The organism is Fictibacillus sp. 23RED33, assembly GCF_015903925.1.
GTDB classification, from domain to species: domain Bacteria; phylum Bacillota; class Bacilli; order Bacillales; family Fictibacillaceae; genus Fictibacillus; species Fictibacillus phosphorivorans.
The window spans coordinates 19,738-34,733 of record NZ_JACZDX010000005.1; the positions used below are offsets into that span (position 1 = coordinate 19,738).

Here is a 14,996-nt window from a genome sequence, read left to right on the forward strand (position 1 = left end):
GCTCCACGTCATTTTCCATGGAGCGTGCGGTGAGCCTCCGCGAGTACAGGAACTTACAACTTCAAAGCTGCTATTTTAAACAATGATCTTTCAGAAAAACTCCCAAGATACAACAAGCCTAGGATCATCAAAAAGAACAAGGCTGCCCAAAAGTAAGTTCTACTCTTGGGTCAGCCCCTCTTCTTTATATGAGCGTATCGTTAGCCACGTCATAAAATCATTTAGTGAAAGAGCTAAAATTGTGTCAACCAACGCATAGAGACGAGGCTCAACTTTCTTTTTCTTTAGTTTTGATTGCACACATTCCCATATTTCCTCTTCTGTTACACTTTCATACCCCAAGTAATGAAATTCTTCTTTTTTACTCTGTACCGCTGGCTTCACTTCTCTTTTCCATTCCGAAAAATGTGTATTCTCCATCTATATCTCTCTCCTTTCGAGATGAAACAAGCTGTCATGACTGTTCAATGTACTTGCATATAGTGATATATAAGATTGTCCAAGAAAGGACAGGTAAAGATGACAAAACAAACACTCGTGCAAGGAACGATCCTGCTCATATTAGCAGGACTTGTAACCAAAATACTCGGTTTCGTTAATCGTATCGTCATGGCTCGTGTCATGGGTCACGAAGGTGTTGGCCTTTATATGATGGCAGTCCCTACCTTCTTATTAGCTGTAACTTTAACAAGACTTGGTCTGCCGATCGCCATATCAAAACTTGTTGCAGAAGCAGACGCAACTGGAGATCGTTCTAAAGTAAGAAAAATCTTGATCGTATCTTTAGCCATCACTGGAATTTTGAGCATTGTAATCACAATCGCTTTGTTTATCGCAGCTCCATTATTAGCTGAATACTTCTTTACAGATGATCGCACGATTTGGCCGTTGCTCGCCATCGCACCCGTAGTTCCTGTCATAGCAGTCTCCTCGGTCTTGAGAGGGTATTTTCAAGGTCTGCAGAACATGAGACCGTCTGCTTATTCACAGGTCATCGAACAAGTGGTCAGAATTGCTCTCGTCGCATTATTGACAGGTTTGTTCCTGCCATATGGCGTAGAATACGCGGCAGCTGGCGCGATGATCTCTGTTATTATCGGTGAGCTCGCTTCACTTCTTTATATGTTTTCCATGTTTAAAGTGAAAAAGAAGATGCGCATCCGAAAAGGTTTTTTCAAGCAGTTGAAGCAAGGTCATGAAACGATGAAAGATCTCCTGAACATTGCACTACCAACTACTGGAAGTCAATTGATCGGTTCTGTTTCCTACTTTTTTGAACCCATTGTTGTGGCAAATAGTTTAGCGATTGCTGGTATCACTACAGCTGTTGCCACCGCACAATACGGAGAACTTGCAGGCTATGTTATCCCACTATTGTTTCTGCCAACGTTCATTACGTATTCGCTTTCTATATCTTTAGTACCTGCCATCAGTGAAGCGAACGCACAAAAAAAATACCATTTGATTGAGCATCGCTTGAATCAAGCACTCAGACTCTCGATGTTATCAGGTGGTATTGCGGCTGTAATTATGTATGTATATGCGGTCCCGATCATGGACTTGATGTATGATTCACCAGCATCCGCATCATATGTGAAAATCATGACACCTTTTTTCTTTTTCCTTTACTTCCAAGGTCCATTACAAGCTGTGCTTCAAGCGTTAAATCTTGCACGCTCAGCAATGATCAACAGCCTTATTGGTGCTCTTGTAAAATTAACAGCCATATTCGCTCTAGCTACACGACCTGAGTTCGGAATCATGGGAGCAGCACTCGGAATCGTGATTAGTATAGTAGTGGTTACCTTGCTGCATTTCGCTACAGTAATCAAAGCGATCAGTTACACGATCGTAGTAAAAGATTTTGTCTTATGCTTGCTTTCCATTTTCATTACAGGAGGAGGGGCGGTTTATCTGTATAGGTACATGATGCCTCAATTTTCTCCATTACAAGGTCTGACCATATGTGTATCTGCAACATGCGGAATCTATTTGTTTGTTCTCATATTCTTTAAGCTCCTAGGAAAGGAAGACCTTAAACACATACCTATCATAAAAAGATGGATGTAAAACAGCCTGATCGGCTGTTTTATTTTTTGCTATTTAATTCGTCGACATACAGTGTTCCATCCTCATTAAGTGTACAGAACGAAATATTTTTTATTTCTTTAAACCCTACTTTTTTTAACTCTTGCCTTAACCAAAACGTTGTCTTGTCCAACTTTTCAAGATTATCTTCTAAAATTTTCCCGTCCAAAATAAGAGGCAGAACCATTTGAATCGGTATATTTTCAGAATCAGCCTCTTTTTTAATAATTGAGAGCTTGCCTGTTGTTTCTAAAATTCCAAATTCAACTTCATTCAAGCTTCTAATATTTTTCTCGCGCAATTGTGTTAAAAGGTCATCAAAGTTATATCTTTGTTTCTTCATCTCATGTTCATCTACTTGTCCTTCTTTAATGATTAAAGAAGGTTTACCGTCTACGATTTCTCTCATCCTCCTGCTCTTCAGTGAAACGAGTGCTAATATGAGCTGGATGCTAAGCAATACAAAAATGGATACGAGGGAATTCAGCATGGGAATCGTAGGGTCTTCAATTGAGATAACAGCTAACTCTGCGATCATGATCGAAACAACAAAGTCAATGATCGATAATTGTCCCATCTCGCGCTTACCCATCAGTCTGAAGATCACCATGATTAAAAAATAGATAAAAAGCGTTCTGAAAATAATCGTATACAGTTCCACGATTCCCCTCCTTCCATAATACGTTCTCTGATCATTCCATTAGTTAGTGTGGCACAGATATGAAAAAACATGTTACGCAGGTTTTGCCAAATATAAACCAATGGAAACGAAAGGGAAAATGCTTGCTTGTACTTCTATTTTTTTCGGTGTCTGAATAAAGTATATAGAAAGCTTCTAGGGATAAGGAGGATCAAGGATGGGGATTAAACATATGGCTTCTTCTATGGGACGGGGTTTGATTGCAGTTCTACTAATGATCATGCTCTGCAGTTTAGTACTTTCACTATTGTTGCGGTTTACAGGATTGACTGAAGCGTCGTTGAAATGGGTAACAGTGGGTCTTTCTTTTTTATCATTGTTTATAGGTGGAATGATATCTGGAAAGAAAGGACAGAGTAAAGGTTGGTTGTTAGGTGGCGGTACAAGTCTTTTGTTTTCTTTTATTGTTTTTCTTGTTCAATACTTAGGCTACCAAAGTACGTTCAACTCATCTCAGTATATGTATCATGCTCTTTTTCTTTTATTAGCGATCATTGGTGGAATTATGGGAGTGAACTTAAGCAGTCATAAACAAACATATAAATAAGACCCGTATGAACGGGTCTTTTTGTTATAGTGCTGCTTCTTCTTTTACTTCACGGATCGCATTACGATCGAAAGTTAACTTTGCTCCATCGTTCGAACGGATAACAGCGATGTCATCATCGATACTATCAAGTGTTCCGTGTAATCCACCGATCGTTACAACTTTGTCGCCTTTTTTAAGGTTAGACTGCATCTCACGAACCGCTTTTTGTCTCTTTTGCTGCGGTCTGATCAATAGAAAATAAAAAATCGCAAACATCAAGATAATCGGTAATATTCCTCCAAGGTTTCCCATACTAATTCACCCCTTTCTATAAGTTAAAAATGGATTGTACATTTTAGAAATTACGCGCGTTCGGTTTATTGAATCCATACATTTCAAAGAATTCATTTCTAAAGTCAAGAAGTCTGTCTTCCATGATCGCTTGTCTTACTTGCTTCATTAAGTTTACCAAAAAATAAAGGTTATGGTAACTTGTTAATCGGAAACCAAATGTTTCGTTCGCTTTTACAAGGTGACGAATATAAGCTCTAGAGTATGTTCGGCATACGTGACAGTCACATTTTTCGTCGATCGGACGGAAATCGCGTGCATACTTCGCATTACGAACCACTAGCCTTCCTTCACTCGTCATACATGTTCCATTTCTAGCGATACGAGTCGGCAATACACAGTCAAACATGTCGATCCCGCGAATCGCCCCATCGATTAGCGAATCAGGAGAGCCTACGCCCATCAGATAACGTGGTTTGTTTTCTGGAAGATGTGGAGTTGTGAAATCTAAGACACGGTTCATCACATCTTTTGGTTCACCTACTGATAGGCCTCCAACTGCATAACCCGGAAAATCGAGCGATACAAGATCTTGCGCACTCTGTTTTCGAAGCTCTTCGTATTCTCCACCTTGCACGATACCAAAAAGGGCTTGATCTAGAGGTCTAGCATGTCCTTTTAAGCATCGTTCAGCCCAACGACTTGTACGTTCTACAGACGCTTTCATGTAATCAAATTCTGCAGGATATGGCGGACACTCATCGAACGCCATCATAATATCAGAACCTAAAGCGTTTTGAATCTCCATTGCTCCTTCCGGGCTTAAGAAAAGCTTTTCACCGCTAAGGTGGTTTCTGAAGTGAACACCCTCTTCTTTAATCTCTCTCAGATCACTTAAAGAAAAGACTTGAAAGCCTCCTGAATCCGTAAGTATCGGACGATCCCAATTCATAAATTTATGAAGTCCACCAGCTTCTTTTACGATATCATGACCTGGTCGCAACCATAGGTGATACGTATTGCTCAGAATGATCTCTGCTCCAAGTTCTTTTAGTTCTTCTGGACTCATTGTTTTTACTGTTGCTAATGTTCCTACCGGCATGAAGATAGGTGTTTCAAATGTTCCGTGCGGAGTATGAACTTTCCCTAATCTTGCACCTGATTGTTTACACGTTTTTATTAATTCATACGTTACTGCTGGTTTCATCTTAAAATATATCCCCCTTAAAGTATAAGCATCGCGTCACCGAAACTGAAAAAGCGATACTTTTCTTCGACGGCTTCATGATATGCTCTTAAAACGAAATCTTTTGAGGCTAATGCGCTCACCAACATGATTAATGTTGATTTTGGAAGATGGAAATTGGTGATCAATCCATCGATCGCTTTAAACGTATAACCAGGATAGATAAAGATATCTGTCCAACCTGAATCTTCTTTAAACTTGCCGTCGAATTTGTTAGCTACCGTTTCAAGTGTTCGTGTACTCGTCGTTCCAACGGTAATAATTCTTCCACCGGCCTCTTTAACCCCATTTAAAAGTTCAGCTGTTCCTTTTGTTACTTGATAAAATTCTGCATGCATGTCATGTTCTAGAACATTTTCTACACTAACAGGGCGAAACGTACCTAAACCGACGTGAAGAGTAATAAACGTAACATGTACACCCATAGATTTGATCTCTTCGATTAATTCTGTCGTAAAATGCAATCCCGCCGTTGGAGCCGCTGCAGAGCCTTGATGTACAGCGTAGACAGTTTGGTAACGGTCCTTCTCCTCTAACTGTTCCTTAATATAGGGCGGAAGTGGCATCTGACCTAGATCATCTAGAAGTTCGTAAAAAATGCCATCATAAATAAACTTCAGCTGTCTGCCACCATGGTCACTCTCACCCGTACAAACTGCTTTTAATCGGCCATCTCCAAATGAAATTTCCGTTCCAGGTTTTATTCTTTTTGCTGGCTTAACTAGTGTTTCCCAAGTATCGTTGCCTTCTTCTTTTAATAGAAGCACTTCAACTTTTCCGCCTGTTTCCGACTTTTGCCCAAAAAGCCTTGCCGGAAGAACACGCGTGTCATTTAAAACAAGACAGTCTCCTGCTTTTAAATAATTTTTTAAATCATAAAAATGCTTATGTTCAAGTGTTTCTTGTGATCTATCTAAGACCATCAGTCGTGAGGAAGTGCGGTTCTCAAGCGGTGTTTGCGCAATTAGTTCCTCAGGCAGATGGAAATCAAAATCATTTACGTTCATGTCATGTATTCCTGCTTTCTATTTAGCACTTTTCTAAGTAACCTTTGCTCCATTCTTCATGACAAGTTGATTGGATAGCGAGCAACCGGGAGTGGAAATCAACCACTTCAAAAACAGAGTTGCATAACTTTCTATTTAAATCGACCTATGATCATGAAGATCAAGGAAAGTACAATACTAACGATAATGGACGTCACGATTGGAAAATAGACAGTTGTGTTTCCTTTTTTCCATACCATATCTCCAGGAAGTTTACCTATATACGTCCCTACTAATCCTATAATAATGAGAACGATTCCTGCAACGATTAACAGTTTGTTCAATCTGCGGAAGCCTCCAGTCCAAAATAATGGTAGGCCTGTTCTGTTACCATTCGTCCGCGTGGAGTACGTTGTAAAAAGCCAATCTGAAGAAGATATGGCTCATATACATCTTCAATCGTCATGGATTCTTCACCTATTGTAGCCGAAATGGTTTCTAGACCTACAGGACCGCCTTTATACGTGTGAATGATCCCTAGTAATAATTTATGGTCAATATGGTCTAAACCTAAACGGTCTACTTGCAGAAGCTCCAAGGCTTTTTGGCAGATCGGCAAAGAAATCGTATCCTTGCCTTCAACCTGCACAAAATCCCTCACTCGACGTAACAATCGGTTTGCGATCCTCGGTGTACCTCTTGATCTTCTCGCGATCTCTTCAGCTGATAGATCATCTACTCTTACCCCAAAGACATCGCCTGTACGCCTAACGATCTCACCTAACTCATCAGGCTTATAATATTCTAGCCTTGCGAGCACGCCGAAACGATCTCGGAGAGGAGCCGATAAAGAACCCGCTCTTGTAGTCGCACCGATTAATGTGAAAGGAGGCAAGTCTAGTCTCACAGACCTTGCAACCTCTCCTTTCCCGATTACGATATCTAAGCAAAAGTCCTCCATTGCCGAATATAAAATCTCTTCTATGGCACGGGACAATCGATGAATTTCATCGATAAATAATACATCACCTGGTTCTAACGAAGTTAGGATTGCTGCCAAGTCCCCAGGCCGTTCAATAGCTGGTCCGCTTGTTGTCCTCAAGTTAACTTCCATCTCGTTTGCAATGATCGCTCCCAACGTTGTCTTCCCTAAACCAGGAGGTCCGTACAACAGGACATGATCAAGAGGTTCGTTGCGAAGTTTTGCAGCTTTAATAAATATCCGCAAATTGTCCTTTACGGAGGTTTGTCCAATATACTCGTCTAATAGTTCAGGGCGCAGGCTTAACTCGATATTTGCTTCATCTTGACGTTCCTCTGAAGAAACAATTCTCTCTTCCATACATCCTCACGTCCTTATGAATTCATTAACTTCTTTAATGCCGCTTTAACATATTCGTTTGCTGACATCTTTTCTTTTTTCAGATCCGGAAGAATTTTTTGGATTTCTTTTCTGCCATATCCTAAGACTGCAAGAGCCTCAAGTGCTTCGTCAAGTTCATCACTCTCTGGTTCCACATCTGCGAATAGTCCATCCGTGAACTCTACATCTGCAAAGATTGAGATCTTACCTTTCAGATCCAAGATCATCTGACGTGCGGTCTTCTTTCCTACACCAGGAAATTTCGTAAGGAACTTTTCATCTTCCTGTTCAATCGCATTGACGACTTGCTCAGGTTGACCGAAGGCAACGATCGCTAACGCTCCCTTTGGACCGATTCCAGACACGTTCAATAGTTTTAAGAACAAGTCGCGTTCTTTTCTATTCTTAAAACCATAAAGTGCCAGTATATCCTCACGAACATATTGATACGTATATACCGTTTTTTGATCGTTCAATTTATAAATAAAAGGATTTGGACATAAAACTTTATATCCGATTCCATTATTGTTGATAACAATATATTCTGCCGTTATGTAATCTACATTTCCAGAAATGCTTTCAATCAAATTCTTCTCTCCCTAACGCTAAACACGAGCGTATGTTTCTATTGCTTATTGTATCATAGGCTCCCCCTTAATTCCTTATAAAAAGTGAATTTGATTTCTTTAAAAGCATCATATGACATACCTTATTTAAAGGCTGTTTACGAAATTCGATGTTGCTTTTTATATTTTCCAAGGCTACCCGCTTTCTACGGTGGACCACTATACATACGCTTCACTTAAGTAATTAAATTCACAGTAAAAAAGAACTGTTCAAAAGTTGATTCAACTTCTGACAGTTCTTTCATACTAGCGGTTGTTTTCGAAAGGACGTTTTATCGCATTTCCAAGGTCACTGCCGGCATTTACGATATCGTTGCTGATTCCGCGAACATCTGATTCAACTTCCGTGTAAGCACGGCCATCTCGCAGATCGTTATCAACGTTCTCAATGCGGTTAACCATATTTTGATCAGCTACAATTTTCACATCACGATTTGGTGCCAATTTAGAAGTGATCTCTCTAACTTTGTTAGTTAGTTCGGCCTTCTTCTTTTTATCCGTGTCTATTCCTACAATGACGTTGTTATCCTCAAGAATAACGTGAGCATCGTCTACACCCCGGATGTCGTTGACATTTTTCGCTATTCGTTCAGCAAGTTTACCATCATAATCTTCATGGTAAGTGGCAGTATGATCATTTACATCTCGATCAGCCATATCAGAAATGAATCCCTTACCACGGTCAAGATCACCACGATTATCTCCCTCATTGGAGTAGTATCCAATCGGTCGAACGTCGTTGTCATTCTTATCCTGAGATTCATTTACACCATTACAGCCTACAAGACCTACAGCTAGGATTGTTACAGTAAGTGATTTCCCTAAAAAGTTCAATGGAAAAACCTCCTTTCACCATTAGCTTGGCAGAAGAAGGCTCTAAATAATCTGTTAAATGTAGGATGATCGTTAACTCATCCTCTTCATTATTTTTTCAACAAATTTTTTCCTGTGGGAAAAATCACGCAATGTAAATCTTGTAACGGCATCAATCATTTCCTTGTCCCCCGTTTTAAGGGCCCTATTCCATTCTCGATAGAGATCCGTGGGAAATACCAGACTTATCACAAACCATCTTTTGGTAAACCCTTTTAAGAAATCTTCATTCCCTACCTCTTCCATCGTTTCATACGACCAATGCCAAAACGGTAAGATACGATTGGCGTACTGTAACCAGTCAAATGCTTGAGGAACTGCTGCAAAAAGATCAAAATCAATCAGATACGTATCTTTTTCTTTATGTTTCACAAAATTATGCGGAGCAACATCCCCATGTGTGATCTCTTTTTTCTTGTACGCTTTTTTCTCTAGCTTTTCAACAGCTTCATGATCAAAGTGGTTTAAACTCCATTCTCCCCACATGATTATTTCTGAAATTAAAGGACGCATCTGATGATTCCAATTTGCTGATCTTGCATGAAATTTAAAAGCATCAAGTCTGTCACTCCACTTTTTAAATAATGAGTATGAAGTCAGCTGTTCATATAAGGGATCTGGTATATGCTTTGAAAAAGAATGAAAACGACTGATTGCATCTATCCCCGCTTTAACGTCGTCTTTTTTACCAAAATGAAGACCTTCTCCTTTATAGAATGGCATGATCGCCCAAATATATTTCCCGAATTGAACTGTTTTTTTCTGATTTGGAAATACCGTATAAGTACCCATAATTCTTGGCTTTTGTCCATGATACAGTTTTGAAAGCTTTAATTGCTTGTTACAGGTTTCTGATCTGTTAAAACCTTTTAAAACATATTTACCTTGTTTAGTCTTAATCCAGATAACGTTCTCTCGAAAAAAGCCAAAGTCGATCACTTCAAGACCCAGTTCATTCATCTTTTTCAAAAAAAGACGATCCCCTTGGAAATCGTCCCTTACGTCCCTATTCATCTTCTTCCGTTTCTTCCGTAACATTCTCATCTATTTCACGAGATTGTGCTTGTGAATATGGGTTTGGCATACCTTGTTGCATCTGTTGAGGCATCCCAGGCATTCCTGGCATTCCTCCACCCTGCGGCATCATGCCCATCTGACCCATCTGTGGCATTCCTCCACCTTGTGGCATCATACCCATCTGACCCATTCCCGGCATTCCGCCGCCTTGTGGCATCATACCCATCTGACCCATCTGTGGCATTCCGCCGCCTTGTGGCATCATACCCATCTGACCCATTCCCGGCATTCCTCCGCCTTGTGGCATCATACCCATCTGACCCATTCCCGGCATTCCTCCGCCTTGTGGCATCATACCCATCTGACCCATCTGTGGCATTCCTCCACCTTGTGGCATCATACCCATCTGACCCATCTGCGGCATTCCTCCACCTTGTGGCATCATACCCATCTGGGTCATTCCCGGCATTCCGCCGCCTTGTGGCATCATACCCATTCCCATTTGACCCATCTGCGGCATTCCGCTAAATCCTTGCGGCATACCCATAGGCATCATGCTCATTGAACCTGGCTGTTGCATACCCATTTGCATATCCTGCATACCTTGTTGTTGCCCACCAGGTGTGTATTCTCCTGAAGGCATCTGGTCCATATCAGAATCAGGATATTCACCAAAAGGCATAGATCCTCCTTGCTGCATGCCACCTCCACCTTGTTGCCCACTTTGTGGATATCCGCCACCATAGAGTTGAGGCATTCCGCTGAACCCTTGTGGAGGCATCATTCCATATCCCTGTGGCATTTGAGAATAGGTTTGTGGTTTTGGAAACATTGGCGGCATAGAACCATACATGTTCTGCATCATTCCAGATGATTCTTCCATCAAAAATGGATGTTTATTTGGCGCATAGCCATCTTTTCCTGCATAGATCCCATGCTTGCTCGCCACGTTCGGCTGGTTTGCCATATTCGGCATGTTTGCCATGTTTGGTTGATTCGCCATATTTGGCATGTTCGCTATGTTTGGTTGATTTGCCATATTTGGCATGTTCGCTATGTTTGGTTGTTGATTTGGGTACCCCATTGGCACATAATGTCCAAGATTTGACGACTCCACCATCCCTGCAAAGTCCTTGTCATGAATAGGGGCCATGGGCTGCTTCATCGGTGCTTTCATCGGTTGATCTTTTAACATAGGTACATCTTTTTTCATTGGCATATCTTTTTTCATTGGTGCGTCTTTCTTCATTGGTGCATCTTTCTTTTCCATCTTGGTTGGTGCAGGTTTTAATGGCGCCGGCTTCATTGGAGCTGGTTTCTTTTCTTGTTTTATTGGAGCTGGTTTCTTCGGAGCAGGCTTAACCGGTGCCGGCTTCGGAGCCTCTTGTACAGGTGCAACCGGTTTTTCTTTAACCGGTACAATAGGCTGTTCTTTCTTCATACCAGGCATCTTGATCGGGATTTTAATCTTTTCCCCCCGTTCAATTACATCTGTTTTGGAGAAACCCGGATTTGCTTTTCTTAATTCATTCACTGGTACATCGTATTTTTCAGCAATTTTGTCGAGTGTGTCCCCTTTTTGCACAATGTGTATTCTCACGCTGCAAAACTCCCTCCTGCCAAATTTCCTTACAGTATATGAACATTTGGGCATATTGCTACATCGTATTAGAAGTGACATTATTCCTTTATCAATTTATGCCTCATAAAAGAAGGTTATGACAGGGGGAGAAACACTACATCATTCGGTTCAATGCTGTGATTGCATATTTTTTTGTTTCTTCATCTACCTTAATTACGTTTTCAAGGTTTCCATCAATAATATTTTCTAGCGACCACAGCAGATGTGGCAGATCAATTCGGTTCATCGTAAGGCAAGGGCATAGATGAGGGTTTAATGAGACGATTTTCTTGTCACTGAACTGTTGAGCTAACCGGTTTACAAGATTCATTTCAGTTCCTACAGCCCAGCTTGTTCCTGGTTCTGCATGTTTGATCGTCTCAATAATAAAATGTGTAGATCCGTTCAAATCACTAGCTCTTACAACTTCATGCGTACATTCTGGATGAACAATGATTTGGAACTCCGAATGGTTCTCTCTGAAGTCGGCAATCTGTTCTACTGTAAACTTTTCATGGACTGAACAATGCCCCTTCCAAAGAATCACTTTGATTTGGTCGATGTTCGTTCCATCATAGATTAATTTGTTTGAAATCGGATCCCAGATCGCCATATCTTCAAGTGGTATCCCTAGATCAAAAGCGGTGTTTCTCCCAAGATGCTGATCAGGGAGAAAAAGTAATCTCTCTTTTTGATCAAAAGCCCAGCTTACCATCTCTTTAGCATTTGAAGAAGTAACTGTAGCACCACCATTTTTTCCACAAAATGCTTTTATCTCCGCTGTTGAGTTCACATAAGTCAATGGCAGAATCGTATCACCAAAGAGCTTTTGAAGTTCGATCCAAGCTCTTTCTGTTTGATGAATATTCGCCATATCCGCCATAGAACAACCAGCTTTCAAATCTGGAAGAATTACAGTTTGGTTGTCAGTGCTCAACATGTCAGCTGTTTCGGCCATAAAATGAACACCACAGAATACGATAAAATCAGCATCTTTGTTCTCTGCTGAAATTTTGGCAAGCTGAAGAGAATCACCTGTAACATCTGCGAATTGAACGATTTCATCTTTTTGATAATGATGGGCTGGGAGGAATAAACGCGTACCTAAACTGCTTTTAATCTCGTGAACCCTAGCTTCCATCTCTTCAACTGACATAGAGCTATATCGATCTGGTAATGTATTTGTTTTAGAAAAAGTTTTTAGTAAACTCATGTTTTACAACTCCTTTAACATTCATGCTAATATCCAGCGCTTTATAAGAGTGAGTTAAGTAACCGAGAGAAATATAATCAACACCTGCTCGACTATATTCCTTGATCTCATCGGGAGCAATTCCACCAGAAGCTTCGGTTATAATACTCGAAGGTACATGCGTAAGTCTTTGTTTGATCTCTTCAGGACTGCAGTTATCAAACATGATTATGTCTGCTCCAGCTAAGACCGCTTCGATCACTTGTTCTTCCGTCTCTGTTTCAACTTCTATCTTCACGGTGTGTCCACACTTTTTACGCGCCGTTTCAACCGCTTCCTTAATAGAAGGAAATCCTGCTAAATGGTTATCCTTTAACATTACCGTATCGTAGAGCCCGAACCTATGGTTGTATCCTCCTCCACATCGAACTGCATACTTCTCAAACATCCTAAGACCCGGTGTCGTTTTTCGTGTATCACAAATACGAGTTCCACCTTCACAATAAGAAACTGCTTTAGCTGTTATCGTCGCTATACCTGAGAGGCGCTGCAAAAGGTTCAGGATTACTCTTTCACCAGATAAAACACTTTGTCTTCTACCTGTTATCTCAGCTAACACTGCTCCTGCCTCAAACTGTTCTCCTTCGTTTACGAAAATGCTCGTTTGCACGGTTCTATCTATCAACTCATACCCTATAGACAAGATTTGTCCACCTGCAAATACACCATTTTCTTTGGCTATAATGGTGGCGGTCACTTCTGTATGATCTTCAAAGAGAGACGCTGACAAGTCTCCAGATCCAATATCTTCAATTAAAAATTCCTGCAGCTGTTTTTTCAGCAATAATGGATTCATCATGCCACAAACTCCTTATAATTTTTTTTGAGTCCCACTCTTTTTTCTGGGATGGAAAATCTTTTCGATAATGGCTGCCTCTGCTTTCTTCACGCTTAAGACAACTTGTTACCGTCAACCATGCGATTGTTTGCATATTGAACCTCTTGATAACAGGTAGTGGTTCTTTGATCAGATCAGGTCTCCATGAAGGTAGGTTTAGGGTTTTTGCGGCACTCATCAATTCTTTTTTACTTCTGACGATTCCCGCGTATTTATCCATAAGAAGATGAATCTCGCTTTCTTGCAAGAGACCGTCAATCTGTATTGATTTATGTTCAAGATTCTTCTTTCTCTTAAAAGTCGCAGGCTTCATATCCGTTATCTCTGATGAAAGAATACTGTTTGCCACCTTTTTTGCAAATACAGCTCCTTCAAGGAGAGAATTACTCGCTAATCGATTTGCACCATGTACACCTGTATTCGCACACTCTCCAACCGCATAAAGCCCTCTCAACGAGGTCTTACCGCTTTGATCTGTAACGATTCCACCCATCGTAAAATGAGCACCAGGAGATACTGGAATCAGCCCTTTATCTAAATCGATACCAGCATTCACGCAAAGCATTGTTACTCCAGGAAATTTACTTCTAAAATCTTTAATCGAAGATATATCTAAGAACACCTTCTCACCGTGTTCATGAATCTCTTGAAACAGTCTCCTCGATACGATATCTCTTGGTGCAAGGTCTTTTAACGGATGAACATCCTTCATAAAAGGAACTCCACTTGAATTGATCAATATTCCACCTTGCCCTCGCACCGCTTCAGTAATCAATCCTGCTGGCACTCTATCTGATAAAAGGGTTGGGTGGAATTGAACAAACTCTAAGTCCGAGAGTTCAACACCTGCCCGGTACGCCATGCATAGAACGCTCCCATCCGATCCGAATGCATTAGAAGTCGTTCCATATATCCCTGCATATCCACCACCTGCCAATATGGTATTTTTCGCTTGAAAGATAGTGGTTTGATTTTCATCATCTTTACAAGATACACCGATACATTTATGATCTTGAATAATTAAGTCCACTGCATATTGGTGAGTGACGATCTTAACGTTTTTACTTACTCTTCGTATTAAGGCTTCAATCACTTTCTTACCTGTCTGATCTCCTCCAGCATGAACGATACGATTCCGATTATGTCCGCCTTCTTTACCTAAGATAAAAGAACCGTTCTCGTGTCTGTCAAAGTTCACTCCCCACTCTGTAAGAGTACGAACGACACTTTCGCCTTCTTTCACAAGTTGTTTGACCGCCTCTTGATCATTATGATGGCGCCCAGCCTTTAGCGTATCTAAAAAGTGCTCTGCCCAAGAGTCCTCTTCATCTATTGCTGCAGAAATTCCACCTTGAGCTAAAAACGAATTTGATTTTTCTGCAGAAAACTTTGTGATAACTATCACATTCTTATGCGAACTTAAATATTCAGCAGCCATCAAACCAGCGATTCCTCCGCCGATAATTAGAACATCTGCCTCTTTATGTTTCATATACACAAAACACCTCAACTTTACACGTGTCTTGACACCTATATTTACATAGATTTAAACTAGATACAACTATT

At 40.7% G+C, this 14,996-nt stretch carries 16 protein-coding genes; 2 read left to right on the forward strand and 14 right to left on the reverse strand.

Annotated features, from left to right (window positions below; all coding sequences use genetic code 11):
* Positions 1–159: 159 nt before the first annotated feature.
* Positions 160–420: a post-transcriptional regulator gene (locus IHV09_RS16040; protein ID WP_197189512.1), complete on the reverse strand. Its 261-nt coding sequence runs from the start codon at positions 418–420 to the stop codon at positions 160–162.
* A gap of 99 nt (positions 421–519) precedes the next feature.
* Between IHV09_RS16040 and spoVB the strand changes: the two genes are divergently transcribed.
* Positions 520–2,070 carry a stage V sporulation protein B gene (gene spoVB, locus IHV09_RS16045; RefSeq protein ID WP_197264958.1) on the forward strand — a complete coding sequence of 517 codons (1,551 nt, stop codon included), beginning with the start codon at positions 520–522 and terminating at the stop codon, positions 2,068–2,070.
* A gap of 19 nt (positions 2,071–2,089) precedes the next feature.
* Here spoVB and IHV09_RS16050 read toward each other — a convergent pair whose 3' ends face one another.
* Complete coding sequence (locus tag IHV09_RS16050; protein ID WP_197131257.1) at positions 2,090–2,749, reverse strand: DUF421 domain-containing protein; 660 nt, start codon at positions 2,747–2,749, stop codon at positions 2,090–2,092.
* A gap of 196 nt (positions 2,750–2,945) precedes the next feature.
* On the opposite strand from IHV09_RS16050, the gene IHV09_RS16055 reads away from it, so the two are divergent.
* Positions 2,946–3,335, forward strand: coding sequence for a TIGR04086 family membrane protein (locus IHV09_RS16055; protein WP_231618360.1), 390 nt, complete (start codon positions 2,946–2,948; stop codon positions 3,333–3,335).
* Between the two features lie 24 nt (positions 3,336–3,359).
* Here IHV09_RS16055 and yajC read toward each other — a convergent pair whose 3' ends face one another.
* The 12 genes from yajC to nadB all read right to left on the reverse strand — a co-directional run bounded on the left by yajC (position 3,360) and on the right by nadB (position 14,922).
* Positions 3,360–3,629: a preprotein translocase subunit YajC gene (yajC, locus tag IHV09_RS16060; RefSeq protein WP_197131260.1), complete on the reverse strand. Its 270-nt coding sequence runs from the start codon at positions 3,627–3,629 to the stop codon at positions 3,360–3,362.
* A 43-nt stretch (positions 3,630–3,672) separates the two neighbouring features.
* Positions 3,673–4,815, reverse strand: coding sequence for a tRNA guanosine(34) transglycosylase Tgt (tgt, locus tag IHV09_RS16065; RefSeq protein ID WP_197131262.1), 1,143 nt, complete (start codon positions 4,813–4,815; stop codon positions 3,673–3,675).
* A gap of 17 nt (positions 4,816–4,832) precedes the next feature.
* Positions 4,833–5,861 carry a tRNA preQ1(34) S-adenosylmethionine ribosyltransferase-isomerase QueA gene (gene queA / locus IHV09_RS16070; RefSeq protein ID WP_197131265.1) on the reverse strand — a complete coding sequence of 343 codons (1,029 nt, stop codon included), beginning with the start codon at positions 5,859–5,861 and terminating at the stop codon, positions 4,833–4,835.
* A 131-nt stretch (positions 5,862–5,992) separates the two neighbouring features.
* A complete protein-coding gene (locus IHV09_RS16075) occupies positions 5,993–6,184 on the reverse strand; it encodes a DUF2905 domain-containing protein (protein ID WP_197131267.1) in 192 nt (63 codons plus the stop codon).
* Positions 6,181–7,182 carry a Holliday junction branch migration DNA helicase RuvB gene (gene ruvB / locus IHV09_RS16080; RefSeq protein WP_197264959.1) on the reverse strand — a complete coding sequence of 334 codons (1,002 nt, stop codon included), beginning with the start codon at positions 7,180–7,182 and terminating at the stop codon, positions 6,181–6,183. Before ruvB ends, IHV09_RS16075 begins: the two co-directional genes overlap by 4 nt.
* 14 nt (positions 7,183–7,196) lie before the next feature.
* Entirely contained in the window at positions 7,197–7,790 is a 594-nt protein-coding gene (gene ruvA / locus IHV09_RS16085; protein ID WP_197193768.1) for a Holliday junction branch migration protein RuvA, read from the reverse strand.
* Between the two features lie 285 nt (positions 7,791–8,075).
* Positions 8,076–8,663 (reverse strand): YhcN/YlaJ family sporulation lipoprotein, encoded by a 588-nt coding sequence (locus IHV09_RS16090; protein ID WP_197131271.1) that lies wholly within the window; start codon positions 8,661–8,663, stop codon positions 8,076–8,078.
* A gap of 72 nt (positions 8,664–8,735) precedes the next feature.
* Positions 8,736–9,662 carry a phosphotransferase gene (locus IHV09_RS16095; RefSeq protein ID WP_231618371.1) on the reverse strand — a complete coding sequence of 309 codons (927 nt, stop codon included), beginning with the start codon at positions 9,660–9,662 and terminating at the stop codon, positions 8,736–8,738.
* A 46-nt stretch (positions 9,663–9,708) separates the two neighbouring features.
* Positions 9,709–11,319: a LysM peptidoglycan-binding domain-containing protein gene (locus IHV09_RS16100; protein WP_197264961.1), complete on the reverse strand. Its 1,611-nt coding sequence runs from the start codon at positions 11,317–11,319 to the stop codon at positions 9,709–9,711.
* Positions 11,320–11,455: 136 nt separating this feature from the next.
* Positions 11,456–12,553, reverse strand: coding sequence for a quinolinate synthase NadA (gene nadA / locus IHV09_RS16105; protein ID WP_197131277.1), 1,098 nt, complete (start codon positions 12,551–12,553; stop codon positions 11,456–11,458).
* Positions 12,528–13,388: a carboxylating nicotinate-nucleotide diphosphorylase gene (nadC, locus tag IHV09_RS16110; protein WP_197132106.1), complete on the reverse strand. Its 861-nt coding sequence runs from the start codon at positions 13,386–13,388 to the stop codon at positions 12,528–12,530. The genes nadA and nadC overlap by 26 nt, the downstream gene beginning before the upstream one ends.
* Positions 13,342–14,922 (reverse strand): L-aspartate oxidase, encoded by a 1,581-nt coding sequence (gene nadB / locus IHV09_RS16115; protein WP_197264962.1) that lies wholly within the window; start codon positions 14,920–14,922, stop codon positions 13,342–13,344. The genes nadC and nadB overlap by 47 nt, the downstream gene beginning before the upstream one ends.
* Between the last annotated feature and the right edge of the window lie 74 nt (positions 14,923–14,996).